This window comes from Cupriavidus sp. GW822-FHT06G04 (assembly GCF_058799075.1).
Map to the genome: position 1 here is coordinate 172,192 of NZ_JBXALD010000005.1, position 14,663 is coordinate 186,854.

General features: G+C 67.2%; 12 protein-coding genes and 1 pseudogene. 7 read left to right on the forward strand and 6 right to left on the reverse strand.

Annotation, left to right across the window (positions count from 1 at the left end; genetic code table 11):
- Nucleotides 1-27: 27 nt before the first annotated feature.
- Entirely contained in the window at nt 28-933 is a 906-nt protein-coding gene (locus AC1RKI_RS13665; RefSeq protein ID WP_492795722.1) for a DMT family transporter, read from the reverse strand.
- 122 nt (nt 934-1,055) lie between these two features.
- Between AC1RKI_RS13665 and AC1RKI_RS13670 the strand changes: the two genes are divergently transcribed.
- Together AC1RKI_RS13670 and AC1RKI_RS13675 are read left to right on the forward strand one after the other, a co-directional pair.
- On the forward strand, nt 1,056-1,493 hold the full coding sequence (locus AC1RKI_RS13670) for an Lrp/AsnC family transcriptional regulator (protein WP_061954630.1): 438 nt from the start codon (nt 1,056-1,058) through the stop codon (nt 1,491-1,493).
- A gap of 208 nt (nt 1,494-1,701) precedes the next feature.
- Nucleotides 1,702-2,685: a tripartite tricarboxylate transporter substrate binding protein gene (locus AC1RKI_RS13675; protein ID WP_061954699.1), complete on the forward strand. Its 984-nt coding sequence runs from the start codon at nt 1,702-1,704 to the stop codon at nt 2,683-2,685.
- Between the two features lie 288 nt (nt 2,686-2,973).
- Here AC1RKI_RS13675 and AC1RKI_RS13680 read toward each other — a convergent pair.
- The 5 genes and pseudogenes from AC1RKI_RS13680 to AC1RKI_RS13700 all read right to left on the reverse strand — a co-directional run.
- A pseudogene (locus tag AC1RKI_RS13680) lies at nt 2,974-3,534 on the reverse strand (glycerol-3-phosphate responsive antiterminator); the annotation flags it as partial.
- A 3-nt stretch (nt 3,535-3,537) separates the two neighbouring features.
- Entirely contained in the window at nt 3,538-5,091 is a 1,554-nt protein-coding gene (locus tag AC1RKI_RS13685) for an FAD-binding oxidoreductase (RefSeq protein WP_061954632.1), read from the reverse strand.
- Complete coding sequence (locus AC1RKI_RS13690) at nt 5,088-6,767, reverse strand: glycerol-3-phosphate dehydrogenase/oxidase (RefSeq protein ID WP_492795725.1); 1,680 nt, start codon at nt 6,765-6,767, stop codon at nt 5,088-5,090. Before AC1RKI_RS13690 ends, AC1RKI_RS13685 begins: the two co-directional genes overlap by 4 nt.
- 22 nt (nt 6,768-6,789) lie before the next feature.
- The gene (locus tag AC1RKI_RS13695; protein WP_492795727.1) at nt 6,790-8,310 is read right to left on the reverse strand and encodes an FGGY family carbohydrate kinase; all 1,521 of its coding nucleotides are present in this window, start codon (nt 8,308-8,310) and stop codon (nt 6,790-6,792) included.
- A 6-nt stretch (nt 8,311-8,316) separates the two neighbouring features.
- Complete coding sequence (locus AC1RKI_RS13700; protein ID WP_251165100.1) at nt 8,317-9,771, reverse strand: MFS transporter; 1,455 nt, start codon at nt 9,769-9,771, stop codon at nt 8,317-8,319.
- A gap of 377 nt (nt 9,772-10,148) precedes the next feature.
- Between AC1RKI_RS13700 and AC1RKI_RS13705 the strand changes: the two genes are divergently transcribed.
- Genes AC1RKI_RS13705 through AC1RKI_RS13725 form a run of 5 tightly spaced genes read left to right on the forward strand, consistent with a single transcriptional unit; the run spans nt 10,149 to nt 14,648 of the window.
- Nucleotides 10,149-11,117, forward strand: coding sequence for a Bug family tripartite tricarboxylate transporter substrate binding protein (locus tag AC1RKI_RS13705; RefSeq protein ID WP_492795729.1), 969 nt, complete (start codon nt 10,149-10,151; stop codon nt 11,115-11,117).
- A gap of 8 nt (nt 11,118-11,125) precedes the next feature.
- On the forward strand, nt 11,126-12,400 hold the full coding sequence (locus tag AC1RKI_RS13710; RefSeq protein WP_492795731.1) for a 3-isopropylmalate dehydratase large subunit: 1,275 nt from the start codon (nt 11,126-11,128) through the stop codon (nt 12,398-12,400).
- Nucleotides 12,397-12,918 (forward strand): LeuD/DmdB family oxidoreductase small subunit, encoded by a 522-nt coding sequence (locus AC1RKI_RS13715; protein WP_492795733.1) that lies wholly within the window; start codon nt 12,397-12,399, stop codon nt 12,916-12,918. The genes AC1RKI_RS13710 and AC1RKI_RS13715 overlap by 4 nt, the downstream gene beginning before the upstream one ends.
- Nucleotides 12,915-13,772 (forward strand): isocitrate lyase/PEP mutase family protein, encoded by an 858-nt coding sequence (locus tag AC1RKI_RS13720; protein WP_061954647.1) that lies wholly within the window; start codon nt 12,915-12,917, stop codon nt 13,770-13,772. Before AC1RKI_RS13715 ends, AC1RKI_RS13720 begins: the two co-directional genes overlap by 4 nt.
- Before the next feature lie 6 nt (nt 13,773-13,778).
- Nucleotides 13,779-14,648, forward strand: coding sequence for a GntR family transcriptional regulator (locus AC1RKI_RS13725; protein ID WP_341249371.1), 870 nt, complete (start codon nt 13,779-13,781; stop codon nt 14,646-14,648).
- The last annotated feature ends 15 nt before the right edge of the window (nt 14,649-14,663 follow it).

The window sequence follows — 14,663 nt, forward strand, 5'->3', positions numbered from 1 at the left end:
CGACAGTCACGGCCCCGGCGGCAGCGTTCAGCTGGAAGACTTGCGCGCCTCCCACGGCAGCAGCCTGCGCCAGGGCCATCCCAGCGTCATGCCGGCGGCGGCCAACAGGATCAGCGCAGCGCCCACGAGCTGCGCGGGATGCAGGTGATGCCCGAATGCCAGCCGATCCACCAGAATGGCCACGATAGGATAAATGAACGACAGCGCGCCGGTCAGGTGCGTCGGCAGTTTCTGGATCGCGCCATACAGCAGGATATACATCAGCCCCGTGTGCACCACGCCCATGGTGGCCAGCGTCCCCCATGTCAGCGCCCCGGTGGGCCAGCCGCCCTGCGCCAGCAGCGGCAGCAGCGCCACGCTGCCCACCAGCACGTGAATCAGCGCGATCAGATGCGGCGGCACGCCCTTCAGATGCTTGGCGATCAGCGCGGCCAGCGCATAGAAGAACGCCGCGCCCAGCGCCATGCCGATGCCGGCCAGATAGTTGCCAGGCAGCGCGCCGGTGTCGGGTTTGGCCTGCACGATCAGCAGCATGCCGCCAAACGCGGTTGCCAGCCACGCCAGCTTTGCCAGCGTGATCCGCTCGCCGAGGAACAGCGCGCCGAGCGCCACCAGCATGAATGGCTGCGTGTTGTACACGGCCGTGGCAATCGAGATCGACGCGCCCGAATAGGCGGAAAACAGCAGCAGCCAGTTGGCCACGATGGCGATGCCACCGGCCACGGCAAGCCATACCTGACGCGGCGATATCGCGTCGCGCCGCAAATAGCCGCGCGCCGCGCAGACCGGAATCAGCACCATCGCGCCAAACGCGCAGCGCCAGAACACCACCTGCGTCACCGGTCGCCCCGATATCACCACCAGCCAGCCGATGGTGCCCGAAATCACCATCGCCGCCGCCATTTCCAGCATGCCGCGCGTCCTGTCTTCCACGTTGGGTCTCCTGCCAATCAAGGGTTGCAGTTTAAGAGCTCCGCCCTACAATCGACAGTCGAAAAGAAAGTCATTGGCGCGCGCTTTCCATTTTTTTGCAGGCAAACCACGGAAAATACCTTATGTCGCTGGACGATCTCGATCGCCGCATCCTGGCGCTGCTGCAGCAGGACGCGCGCATGCCCGTGAAGGCGCTGGCCGAGCAGGTCGGGCTGTCCGCGCCCGGTGCGTCGGAGCGCCTGCGCCGCCTCGAGGATCGCGGCGTGATCCGGGGTTTCACGGTGGAGGTGGAGCCGCGCACGCTGGGCTTTTCGATGCAGGCCATCGTGCGCATCAAGCCCTTGCCGGGCAAGCTGCACGCGGTGCAGAAGCTGATCGAAGCGATTCCCGAGTTTGCCGAGTGCGACAAGGTCACCGGCGACGACTGCTTTATCGGCCGCCTCTATCTGCGCTCGATCGAACACCTGGACCATATCCTCGAACAGATCACCGACCTGGCCGAAACCAGCTCGGCCATCGTCAAGTCGCAACCGGTGCGGCGTCGCCTGCCGCCGTTGTGATCGTCGGCGGGTTTCGCCCGCGCCTGCATTCCACGCCTACGTGCCACGCCTCCCGCGCCTCCTGGCTGCCGAAACGCACCGGCGGTTTCGATCCGCAAAACTTTGGTGCGCTGCAGAGTGACATAGCGTGCGGCCGGCGCCTATATACGCACTGATTCCGCTGTCGATGCTGTTTCATTCCGCAAACCATCGCGATTCAGGAGTGCGCATGTACCTGGCAAGCAAGCTGTTGCGAACCTCGCCGTTGTGGCTGTGCTGGTCGTTGCTGGCGGTCGCGCCGGCAGCCGGCGCGCAGGACTGGCCGACCCGGCCGATCCGCATGGTGGTGCCATATCCGCCGGGCGGGCCCACCGATATCGTGGCGCGCGTGGTCGGGCAGAAACTGTCGGAGCGGCTCGGGCAAACGGTGGTGGTCGACAACCGTCCCGGCGCGGGCGGCAATATCGGCGCCGACGCGGTGGCCAAGTCGGCGCCCGACGGCTACACGATGCTGGTGGCCACCACGGCGCACGCGATCAACATGACGCTGTTCTCGAAGCCGGGCTACAACACGCGCACGGACTTTGCGCCGGTGTCGATGCTGACCAGCGGGCCGCTTGTGCTGGTCACCGCGCCATCGACGCCGGCCGGCAGCGTCGCGGAGCTGATCGCGATGGCCCGTGCGAATCCGGGCAAGGTCACGTTTGCCAGCTCGGGCAACGGGCAATCGACCCACCTGGCCGCCGAACTGTTCGACAGCATGGCCGGCGTGCGCATGACCCACGTGCCGTACAAGGGCAGCGCGCCCGCGCTGACCGATGTGATGGCGGGGCAGGCCACGGTGATGTTCGATACGATGCTGTCGGCCATGCCGTTCGTGCGCGATGGCAAGCTGCGGGCGCTGGCCATCACCGGCGCCACGCGCTCGCCCGCCGCGCCCGATGTGCCGACCATGGCGCAGGCGGGCCTGCCCGGCTATGAGGCGACGGCGTGGAATGCGCTGCTGGTGCCGGCGGGCACGCCCGCGGCCGTGCAGTCAAGGCTGTCCGAAGCGCTCAAGGCCGTGCTCAATCAGGACGACGTGCGCGCGCGATTCGCGAGCCAGGGGTTTGCCGCGACATGGACATCGCCCGCCGACACCGGTCAGTTCATCGCGCGCGAAATCGACAAGTGGGGCAAGGTGGTCAAGGCTTCCGGAGCCACGATCGACTGATGGCCGGCGCGCTGCGGTTTGCCGCGTGATCTAGCGCGTGCGGCGTGAGGACGTCGATGAGGATGAAGGGGAGGGCGTCGATAAGGAAGCCGTCAACGAGGCGGCCCTGGAAAATGCCGCCGGTGACGCCGGAAACGATGTCGCGGACGTAGCAGTAGACGCGGACGTAGACGTGGAAGCGGTCGCTGCCGCAGCGGGCCGGGCGGCGGCCCTGGACTTTGCGCGCGGCGTTGCGGCCTTTGGCGCATCGCCCTGCGCCGCCGCATCGCCCTTGAGCATCGCGGCCTGCAGATGCCAGAGCGTGCGGTCGCTGGTGGAGATCGCCACCGCGCCGTGCGCGATGGCGCTGCGGATATCGTCCTGGTTGCACACGAAGCCCGACGTGACGATAGGTGGCAGCGCCTTGCGGTCCGCCTCGGGCAGGTGCGAAAGCATCGGCGCGGGCATCAACTGCACCAGGTTCGGATCGCTCTGTTCCAGCGCCTTGACGCTGCGCGGCCATGTCGAGCGATCGGTCACGAACACCTTCTGCATCGTCACCATGCCAGCCCGGTTGGCGCGCTGGATGGTGGCCACACGCGTGGAAACCAGGCTGGTCACGCCGATATCGGCCAGGTACTCGACGCCGCCCTTGTCCTGCGACAGCCCTTCGCAACTGTCGATATTGACGATCACGTACTTGCCGGCTTTCGTCAGCGTGGCGATCACGGGCTGCAGCTTGCGCAGCTCCACGTTGGCCACGATCGAGACTTCCGCCTCGCTGTCGATGAAGGCGTCGATCTGTTCCACGCCGTACAGCGTGGCGATCACCGGGTGTCGTGTCAGGCGGGCGCCGAGAGACCTGTCCATGTGTTACTTCCTGGCTTCGTGGGGCAGCGTGTCGGAAAGGCCGAGCTTGCCGGGATTGAGGATGTTGAGCGGATCGAGCGCCCGCTTCACCGTCTCCAGCACCGCAAAGGCCGTATCGAGCGACGGCGCCATGTAGGGCGCGCGCAGCAGGCCGATGCCGTGGTGGTGGCTCAGCGCGGCATTGTATTGGATCAGCACCGCGTTGGCGGCGTCCCAGGCGGCGCGATACCACTTCTGGCGGTCTTCCACGGCCACGTCCCCGCGCAGCGAGAAATACAGGCAGGCGCCATCCACGTAGGCGTGGGACTGATGGGCCGAGCCGGCCAGCGTGCCGGGCACCGCGTTGATCGCGGCCACCACGTCGGTGTAGATCGCCGCGAGATCGCTCCACGGGCCCGCCATTTCCAGCGTATCGGCGACAAAACCGGGGCTGCGCTTGAACCCCTCGGCGCTCTTGCCGGTCAGGTAGCGCGTATCGAGCCAGCGTTCGAAGATGGCATCGCCATCGAGCCTGTCGCCCAGTTCGGCGCACACGCGCTCGCTGATCGCCATCACCGCGTCGACCATTTCCGGCGCGCCCTCGTCGGCCACCAGCAGCACATTGGTATCGGGCAGCCCGAACTGCACGCCGCTTTCCAGCGCGTCGTACAGGCGCAGTGCTGCGGGATTGGCGCCGCGCTGCATGATCTCGCGGCACGCTTCGAGGCCGATCGCAAACGACTTGAAACCATAGGCGATGGCGCGGCCATAGTCGGGCAGGCGATGCAGCTTGAGCCGCACGCGCACGATCACGCCCAGCGTGCCTTCGGATCCGATGAACATCTGCATCAGGTCTGGCCCCAGCGCGGCGCGCGGATAGCCGCCCACCGTGACGAGCCGGCCGTCGGCCAGCACCACGTCCATGCCCACGACCATGTCCTCGATCTTGCCGTAGCGCGTGGAGAGCTGTCCCGCGCCGCGGCACGCCACCCAGCCGCCCACGGTGCTGATGGCAAACGACGACGGCCAGTGGCCCATCGTCATGCCGTACTCCTGCTGGATGGTCTGCTCGAAGATATCGCCGAACATGCCCGCTTCCACTTCGACGATCTGGCTATCGCGATCGAAGCCGAGGAACGCGTTCAGATCGCAGACATCGAGCACGATGCCGCCGCGCACCGGCAGCGCTGCGCCCGTGACGTTGCTGCGCCCGGCCGAAACCGTGACCGGAATCGCCTTGGCATGGGCAATGCGCATCACCGCCTGGATCTGCTCGACAGTGGAGGCGCGCACGATCACACCGCGCGGCGTGGCCGGCGCACCGCCGGTCTCGGTCATCATCGATCCGGCCCACCAGTCGCGCGTCCAGTTGACCACGTCGCCCGTGGCGGTGAGCACCTCGTCGGCGACGCGGCGCAGGGCGTCGATGGTGGCGGCGTCGACCGGCACCGCATCGCGCTGCAGGCCCGGCCGGTCCGGCGTTTCGGTAATGCTGGCGGCGAAGTGCGGCGGCGTGTGCTTGCCAACCACGTAGTTGCCGCGGTTGTAGCCGCGTTTGATGGCTTCCTTGCTGATCATGCTGCGTCTCCCATAAGGACGGATTTTTCGAGTGCGACGGCGGCCAGATAGTCACTGACCTGCTGCGCGACGGCCTGCCCGGACAACCCGAGCTCGGCCTGGAGGATCTGGGCCACGCGCGGCGCGGCCTGCGCCGATGCATCGCGCGCCATCAGGCGGGCGCGGATGCGGCGCGAAAGGATGTCGTCTACGGTGCCGGCCAGTTCATGGCGCACGGCATAGACGATCTCGGCTTCGGTGTGCGGCAGGCCCTCGACGATGGGCCGCGCCAGCGACGGGTCGGCTTGCAGGATGTCGCTGACAAAGCGCGCCTCGGTGCCGTAGCGCTCGCCCAGGTGCGCGGCCATGCCACCCGAGGCGACAATGGCCTGCGCGTCGTAGCCCGCGGCGCCCAGCAGATAGGCCGATTTCGTGCGGCACCTGGCGCGTTTTCCGATCACCTGCTGTGCGGCGTCGATGGTCTGTTCGGCCATATGGCGCGACGTGGTGAGCTTGCCGCCAACGATCGTCACCAGGCCGTCGCCGGCCACGTGGATTTCGTGATTGCGCTTGATTTCCAGCGTCTTGCCGCCCGGGGGCGCCACCAGCGGCCGGCATCCCGCGATGCTGCCGACCACGTCCTCGGGCTGCAGGTCGGTCTTCAGCGCCGAACGTGCGCCGTCCAGCAGGAAATCGAGTTCCTGCCGCGTGCACATAACGTTGTCGAGATCGCCGTCGTAGTCCTCGTCGGTGGTACCGAGGTACGACACATTGCCCCAGCGCGTGATGGTGGCGCGGCGGCTGCGGCCCGGCACCGGGATCGTGACCGTGCAGTCGTTGCGGATCTTGAGCCACGGGATCGCTATGTGCACGCCCTTGGCGGGCCGGATGTGCAGCGTCTTCTGTTCGTCCTTGCGGCGCCCGGTCCAGTCGCGCAGCCACACGCCGGTGGCCATGATCACCGCGCCGGCGCGCACGCGGATCTCGCGGCCGTCGGCCTGGACGATCGCGCCGTCCACCTTGCCATGCGCGTTGCGCGTGATTTCCGCGACGCGCGCGTGGTTGGTGACAGCGGCGCCGTGAAATGCGGCGGTGCGCGCGATATTCAGCGTCAGCCGCGCATCGTCCACGCGCGCGTCGAAATAGAGAAAGCCGCCCTTCAGATGTTCCTCGTTGAAGGTGGGGCAGTGCGACAGCACTTCGGCCTTTGTCAGCTTCTGGTGCAGGATCCCTTCGCGCCAGCCGCCGGCCAGGTCGTAGGTCCACAGCAGGCCTTCGAAGGCCTTGGCCAGGCGCTGGTCGAACACGCCGTCGCGCTCCAGCACCGGAAACAGGAAGGGCAGGCGCTGCACCAGATGCCGCGCGTTACGGCGCAGGCGCTGGCGTTCCAGCAGGGAATGGCGCACCAGGCCAAGGTTGCCCTGTTCGATATAGCGCAGGCCGCCATGCACCATCTTCGACGACTTGGACGACGTGCCCGATGCGAAGTCGCTCTTTTCGACCAGCGCCACGCGATAGCCGCGCAGGCTGGCGTCCAGTGCGGCGTAAGCGCCGGTCACGCCGCCGCCCACGATCAGGATGTCGAACGTGTCGGCGCCCAGGCGGTCGAGCTGTTCGCGCCGCACCAGCCGCAACGGATCGGTGCGGGTCATGGCGGCGCGCTCGCGGTTTGCGCTGCGGGATGGCAGGACCATCATGTTGCTTGCTTCTCCAGGTGGGTCAATGCGCGGCAAACGCCTGCACGTGGTTGAGTTCGGAGGCCACGCGCGCGTGCCAGAGCGCGCGGCGCGCGGCCCGTTCGTCGTCGCCGATGCGCGGCGTGAACACCGCGTCGGGCCGGGTGGTGGTGCGCGCCTGCTGCAGGCCATCCCACAGCAGGCCCGAGGCGCCGGCCAGATAGGCGATGCCGCGCAGACTGGCGCGATCGCTTTCCTGCATGCGGTGAATCGGCAAGCCGGTGAGATCGGCCTGCATCTGCAGCAGCGCGTCGCTGCCCGATAGCCCGCCGCCGACCACCAGATCGCGCACCGGCACGCCGGCGATGTCGCGATTGGCGTCGATGCACGAGGCCACCGAATGGGCGATGCCTTCGAGAATCGCGTAGGCGATTTCGGCCTGTGTGGTGGCCATCGACACGCCGTTGAGCGCGGCGCGCGCCTCGGGCTGCATCGCCGGCACACGCAGCCCCGTCAGCGCCGGAATGAAGGTCACGCCGCGCGATGACGTCACGCTGGATGCCAGCGCGCTGATCTGCCTGGCGCTTTCGAACCAGCGCAGCCTGTCGCACACCCAGTTCAGCGCCGATCCCGTGGTGGCGACGAAGGTCTCCACCGAGAAATGCGACACGTCGTGCAGGCGTCGCGCCGTCATCGTCAGTGTGCTGTCCGATTGTCCGCTGCGCGCCGGCAGCCCGGGACCGATCACGAGGTCCACGAAACTGCCCGTGCCGTGCAGGCACATCGATTGCCCGGCGTCGAGACAGCCCAGGCCGACCGCGCCGGCCAACTGATCGCCCGCGCAGGCCAGGATCGGCACATCGATGCCCAGCAGGTCGACGCGTGTGCGGCCGAAATCGTCGGCGTCCTGCCGCAGCGCGGGCAGCAGCTCATGCGGAAAGCCGAGCGCGTCGATCCATTCGGCCAGATAGCGGTGTTCGCCCAGCACATAGGCGCTGCAGGACGTGGCGTTGGTGGGCGTGGTGACGCAGGCGCGCTCGGTCGACAGATGCCACAGCAGCCAACTGTCGACGGTGCCGAACGCCAGCCGTTTCCGGCGCCAGGCGTCGGCCACGGCCGGTGTCTCGCGCAGATGCGTGGCGGCCCACAGGTAGGGCGAACGCACGCCGGCCGGTCGCCCGACGCTGGCGCGCAGGCGCGGGTCCCATTCGGGCGCCAGGCGATCGAGCGCGGCGGCATAGCGCGTGTCCTGCCAGACCATCGCGGGCACCAGCGCGCGGCCGGTCACGGTGTCCCACAGCACGCCAGTGGCGCGCTGTGTCGCGACCGCCAGCGCCACGACGTTGAGATTCTCGCGTGCGGCCTGCGCCAGCGTGGCGCGGCAGACGTCGAGCGTCTTTTCCAGCAGCACGTTGGCGTCCTGTTCCACAACGCCGGGGCGCGGGGAATCGACCTGCAGTGCGGTGTATTCAAGGCACGAGACGTGGCCGTCGCTGGCGACGACCGCGGCGCGCGTGCCGGACGTGCCCTCGTCGATGGCGAGGATGACGTTCCTGTTTGGCATGACGATCTACTTCTCTGTGGCGGGATGCATGAAGCCGGCTGCGTCGCGCGCATCGCTGCGGAACTGCGGCGCGTCGGCTTCGTTATCGGGATGAATGGTTGTGCGCGTCGGATCCCAGCGGATCGCAAAGCAGATGATGCTGGCGACCAGCGGCACGACCGAAAGAATCAGGAACGTGGTTTCCAGCCCGTAGCGCGCGCGGAACAGTGGAAACACCAGCAGGCCAAGCGCAGCGCCGATGGCGCCCAGCGCGCCGATTACGCCGTTGGCGCCCGCGCGCAGTTCACTGCGGAACGACAGCGACGAAAGGCTCTTGCCGTTGGCGCCGGGGCCGCCCGAATGAAACAGGATGAACAGCGACGGCACGATGACGGCCACCCACGTCGGCATCCTGCCGTTGAACAGGCCAAGGATCAGCAGCATGACGAACACCGCGGCAAAGCCGAACGCCGATGCGCGGCGCAGCCCCAGCCGGCGGCCGATGACGGGCGACAGGAAGCCGCCGAAGATGCCGCAGATGTTGAACACCAGCGCGCCCAGCGTGGCGTACACGAAATCCTTGCCGAACAGCGCCGCGCTGATCAGCGGCAGATACCAGCCGATGCCGAAGTACTGGATCGACTGCCCGATCTGCACCGTGGCGGCCAGGATCGTGCGGGGCAGATAGATGCCGCGGAAGATCAGCAGCACATTGGCCAGCCCGCGCCGCGCCATATTGGTGACCGGAATCCGCTCGGCAGGCGGCGCGGCCTCGAAGGCGCGGCCATAGATGCGCGTCATCGCGCGCGCGGCGTCATCGAGTCTTTCCTTGCGGGCCAGCCACGTTGGGCTTTCCACCAGGAACAGCACCTGCAGGATCAGGATGACGATGCCGAACACGGCCGTGGCGGCCACCGAGTAGCGCCAGATCGCATCGCCCACATTCCACGAATGGAACAGCAGCGCCAGCACCAGGTTCAGACAGACGGCCGTGTACCACATGCCTTGCCAGGTATTCAGGCGGCTCTTGAGCTTGACCGGCGTGAACTCTGCCAGCACGGCCATGGCAATGGCGAAGTCGATGCCGTATGCGGCGCCCACAAAGAAGCGGCCGATCAGGATGGTCTGGAAATCCGGTGCGAACACCACCAGCAGGGCGCCGGTGACGGCAAACAGCTTGGCCAGGATCAGCGGCCTGACGCGCCCCCAACGGTCCGCCATCCAGCCGCCCAGCGGGTTGAAGGCGATGGCCACCCACGACGCGAACGACGTGAGCAGCGCCACCTGTCCGGGTTCCATATGCAGGTCGCGCGTCATCGGGCCCAGGCCCGCACTCAGTGCCGAATTGGAGAAGGCGTCGAGAAACAGTCCGCCCAGTGCCAGCCACCAGACAACGCCGGCGCGGCCACGAATACCAGGACAGGAATCTATGAAGGCGATGACATCGTCGATGCCACGTATCTTGATGGCAGAGCTTTGCACGGCGGTCTCCTTTATCGTTGTTCTGTAAGAGGCCGCAGCAAACTGCACGCGCTAAGAGACCATCCTACAGATGGTCTCTTATCTGAATCTGCCGGGGCAATGTAAGTCCTCGGCAAGGCAGTGTCAAGCGGGAAAACCCGCCCCGCGGGCGACGCGATGTGCGCGTTTTGTGTACCATTGCACGCTTTGCGCGCGGCCCGTCGCGGCTTGCGCGGTCGCCCCGTGGCGCAATGTGCCGACATGCGGGCGGCACGACAATGTCAGGACAATGCGCGTCGCCCGGTGGTCCCGTGGATAGGACCAGCTGGTTCCATTGAGCGGTGCGACGCCGGGGCATACAGTCCGCCGAAACCCCATCAAAAAAGGCGGAGACATCGATGATCAGTCGAAGAAAGCTCACGGCCGGCGCCGCGCTGGCGACCTTTGCGCTCGTCGCGCCGGCGCTGCACGCGGCGCAGGACAAGCCGATCACGATCGTGGTGGGCAGCCCCGCGGGCGGCACTACCGACGCCCTGGCGCGCCTGATTGCGCGTTCGATGGGCGACACGCTGCATCGCACGGTGGTGGTGGACAACCGCCCCGGCGCGGGCGGCAACATCGCCGCGCAATACGTGGCGCGCAGCACGCCGGACGGCAGCACGCTGCTGATGAGTTTCACTGGGCACACCATCAACGCGTCGCTCTACAAGAACCTGCCGTTCGATCCGGTGAAGGATTTCACGCCGATCACGATGGTGGCGCGCGTGCCCAGTGTGCTGGTGGCGCGCAAGAACGCGCCATTCGATACCACGGCCGGACTGATCGATTATGCAAGGCGCAATCCGGGCAAGCTGACGTTTGCGATCGGCGCGCAGGGATCGTCGCTGCATCTGGCCAGCGAACAGTTCAAGCTGCAGACCGGTGCCGATATCGTGAACGTTCCCTACAAGGGCACCAATCCCGCGCTGACCGATCTGCTCGGCGGCGGCACCGTCGACCTGATGTTCGCCAGCACGGTCAACGTGCTGCCGCACCTGAAAGCGGGCACGCTGAAGTTTCTTGGCGTCAGCAGCAAGGACGCGCTGCCGCAGTTTCCGGGCGTGCCGCCGATCGGCGCAACGGTGAAGGGTTTCGAATCGTCGGCGTGGTTCGGCTTGTTCGGTCCGGCAAAGCTGCCGTCGGCCACCACCGACCAGCTGTATCGCGCGGTCAGGATCGCGCTGGAAGATCCGGCGTACAAGCAGCGCATGGAAACGGAAGCCGCTACGACCGTGAACATAACGCCGCAGGCGTTCGCGCAATTCGTGCGCGCCGATATCCAGCATTGGGCCCGCGTGATCCAGGCGTCTGGCACTCGGGTGGAGTAAGGGAACGCATGATGGGCCAGACATTGGCACAGAAGTTATTGGCCCGCGCTTCGGGCAGGGCCGCCGTGGCGCCGGGGGAAATCGTCACATGCCGCGTGGATCTGGCGATGATGCACGACTCGGGCGGACCGCGCCGCGTCAAGCCGATGCTCGAAAAGCTGGGTGCGAAGGTGTGGAATCCGGACAAGGTCGTGGTGGTCACCGATCACTACGTGCCCGCCCACGACGCGGACAGCCGCAAGATCGTGCAGATCGCGCGCGATTGGGTGAAGGAGGCCGGCGTGACGCGCTTTCATGACATGGAGGGCATCTGCCACGTGGTGGTGCCACAGCACGGCTATCTGCGTCCCGGCATGTTCGCTGTCGGCGGAGACAGCCATTCGTCGACCGGAGGCGCGTTTGGCGCCTATATGTTCGGCATTGGCGCCACCGAGATGCTCGGCGTGCTGGTGACCGGCGAGATCTGGGTGCGCGTGCCGCAGACCATCCGCATGCAATGGCACGGGCGGCTACGCGCGGGCGTGTCGGCCAAGGACATGATGCTGCGCATGTGCACGCGCTTTGGCATGGACGGCGGCCAGTATCAGGCCGTGGAGTACACGGGCGATGCCGTGGCCGCGCTGTCGATGCAGGAGCGGATGACGCTTTCGAACATGACCGCTGAATTGGGCGGACAAGTGGGACTGGTGGCGCCCGACGCCGTGACGCACGACTGGCTGCGCAACGCGGGCGTGGCGGCGCACGACATCGATCTCGCCACATGGCAGTCCGACGCTGATGCGGCCTATTTGTCGACGCACGCGTTCGACGCGGCATCGCTGGCGCCGCAGGTGTCGCGTCCGCACACGCCGGCCGATGCCGACGATGTCGATGCGTTTGGCGGCGTGCGCATCGACGTTGCCTACATCGGGGCGTGCACGGGCGCCAAGCTTGAAGACCTGCGCATGGCCGCGCAAGTGCTGCGCGGCAGGCGCGTGGCAACTGGCACACGCTTGCTGGTGGCACCCGCCAGCGCCGCCGATCAGGCGCGCGCCACGCAGGAAGGCACGCTGGGCGCGCTGACCGATGCGGGCGCGGAACTGCTGCCCAATGCGTGCGGCGCCTGCGCCGGTTATGGCGAACACCGCTTTGGCGAAGACAGCGTGGTGATCAGCACCACGGCGCGCAACTTCAAGGGACGCATGGGCGCGGCGTCATCGCAGGTCTATCTCGGTTCGCCCTATACGGTGGCCGCGTCGGCCATCGCGGGCCGCATCGCCGATCCACGCGAGGTGCTGGCATGAGCGCCGCATATACCGGCCGCACCTGGGTGTTCGGCGACGACATCAACACCGATCTGCTTGCGCCCGGCGCGTACATGAAGTTCGGTATCGAAGAGATCGCGCGGCACTGCATGGAAGCGGTGGCCCCGAGTTTTGCCGCCCGCGTGCGGCCCGGCGATATCGTGATCGGCGGGCGCAACTTCGGCGCGGGATCGTCGCGCGAGCAGGCGGTGGAAGTGCTGCGCCACCTCGGGGTGAGCGCCGTGGTGGCGCCGTCGTTCGCCGGGCTGTTCTATCGCAACGGCTTCAACCTCGGCCTGCCGCTGTTCACCTGCGCGTCGCTGCCGTCGATTGCCGCGGGTCTGCGCGCGCGGTGCGAGATCGAAACCGCGCAGGTGTTTGTCGAAGGCGAATCCGCATTGCAATGCGAGCCGATTCCCCCGCATCTGGTGGCCATGATCCGCGATGGCGGTCTGGTGCCGCATCTGGCGCGCAGGATCGCGTCGGGTCAACTCTCTGTCAACAAGGACGTGCCATGACACTCAAGCAACGCCTGCAGGCCGCAGGCATCGTCACCGCGCCGGGCGTCTACGACGCGCTGTCGGCCCTGCTGGTCGAGCAGGCGGGTTTTCAGGCTGCGTATCTGTCGGGCGCAAGCATCGCCTACACGCGCTTTGGCCGTCCCGATATCGGCTTTCTGTCGCTTGATGACGTGGCCTCGGTGACGCGCAATATCCGCGAACGCTGCCCGACGCTGCCGCTGATGGTCGATGCCGATACGGGCTTCGGCAACGCGCTGAACGTGATGCAGACCGTGCGCGTGCTGGAACGCGCGGGCGCGTCCGCCATCCAGCTCGAAGACCAGGCGATGCCGAAACGCTGCGGACATCTCGACGGCAAGTCGGTGATCGGCACGGCGGAAATGGCCGGCAAGATCCGTGCGGCCTGCGATGCGCGGCGCAGCGACGATACGTTGATCATCGCGCGCACCGACGCGGTGGCCGTGGAGGGCATGGACGCGGCGTTGGAACGTGCCGAACGCTACGCGGACGCGGGCGCCGATGTGCTGTTCGTGGAGGCGCTGCGCAGCCGCGCCGACATGGCCACGGCCATCGCCCGGCTCGGCGCGCGCGCGCCGCTGCTAGCCAATATGGTCGAGGGCGGCAAGACGCCGGTACTGCCCGCGCAGGAGCTCGAGGAGATCGGCTTTCGGATCGCGATCTTCCCAGGCGGCACGGTGCGCGCGCTGAGTTTTGCGCTGCGCAGCTATCTCCACAGTCTGGAAGGCCACGGCACGACCACGCCGTATCTGGACAGGATGCTGTCGTTCCAGGCGCTCAACGATGTCATTGGCACGCCCGAGATGCTGGCGCTGGGCAAGCAGTACGAATAACACCGCTTGTCGAAGCGCCGCCGCGCGCGTACCGTGGCGGCGTCGCCAACCATCCGCCGCGTTTCCGGCCCCGCGTCCGCGGCTTCGATTTCCAGCATGACGCTCGATACCCATACCGGCCTGCCGCGCTTTCAGCAGGTTCGCCTGATCCTGCGGGACCGCCTGCGCGCCGGTCTCTATGAAACCGGCATGCCCATGCCCGGCGAGCGTCAGCTTGCCGAAGAATTCGGCGTGGCGCGCGTGACGGTGCGCGCGGCGCTGGCACGGCTGCAGGAAGAGGGACTGGTCATGCGCATGCGTGGCAAGGGCACGGTGCCGACGCTCCGGCACGGGCGCGCGCAGGCGTCCACCGTGCCGCACGTCAGCGGCGGGCTGCTCGACAATATCGTCAGCGTCAGCATGCGCACGCGCGTGCAGGTGCTGGAATGGCGACGCATGCCGGCGCCGCCGTCGGTCAGCACCGCGCTTGGCTTGCCGCCAGGCGCACCGGTGCTGAAGGTGGTGCGCGTGCGCAAGTTCAAGACGCAGCCGATCGCTTACACCGAAGTGTTCGTGCCCGGCGATCTGGCCGGCGCACTGGATCGCCATACGCTGCAGGACACGCCGATGCTGGTGGCGCTGCAACAGCATGGCGTCGAGGTGGTGTCGGCCGAGCAGACGCTCGGCGCCGCAGTGGCCGATCTCGATGTGGCGCGCATCCTGCGCATCGCGCCGGGCGTGCCGCTGCTGCGCGTGTCGCGTGTGGCCAGCGACAGCAAAGGCCGGCCCGTACAGTTTCTGGTCGGCCTGTATCACCCGGAGCGCTACACCTACCAGATGCGCCTGTCGCGCGCCGGTGCATCGACCAACGTGTGGATCGACGCCGATCAGCACTGATGCTGGCCGCCGCCG

Excerpts from the sequence above, each read along its gene's own strand:
- AC1RKI_RS13670 (WP_061954630.1), top strand. The coding sequence starts at position 1,056 with ATGTCGCTGGACGATCTCGATCGCCGCATCCTGGCGCTGCTGCAGCAG.
- AC1RKI_RS13675 (WP_061954699.1), top strand. The coding sequence starts at position 1,702 with ATGTACCTGGCAAGCAAGCTGTTGCGAACCTCGCCGTTGTGGCTGTGC.
- AC1RKI_RS13685 (WP_061954632.1), bottom strand. The coding sequence starts at position 5,091 with ATGATCAGCAAGGAAGCCATCAAACGCGGCTACAACCGCGGCAACTAC.
- AC1RKI_RS13690 (WP_492795725.1), bottom strand. The coding sequence starts at position 6,767 with ATGATGGTCCTGCCATCCCGCAGCGCAAACCGCGAGCGCGCCGCCATG.
- AC1RKI_RS13695 (WP_492795727.1), bottom strand. The coding sequence starts at position 8,310 with ATGCCAAACAGGAACGTCATCCTCGCCATCGACGAGGGCACGTCCGGC.
- AC1RKI_RS13705 (WP_492795729.1), top strand. The coding sequence starts at position 10,149 with ATGATCAGTCGAAGAAAGCTCACGGCCGGCGCCGCGCTGGCGACCTTT.
- AC1RKI_RS13710 (WP_492795731.1), top strand. The coding sequence starts at position 11,126 with ATGATGGGCCAGACATTGGCACAGAAGTTATTGGCCCGCGCTTCGGGC.
- AC1RKI_RS13715 (WP_492795733.1), top strand. The coding sequence starts at position 12,397 with ATGAGCGCCGCATATACCGGCCGCACCTGGGTGTTCGGCGACGACATC.
- AC1RKI_RS13720 (WP_061954647.1), top strand. The coding sequence starts at position 12,915 with ATGACACTCAAGCAACGCCTGCAGGCCGCAGGCATCGTCACCGCGCCG.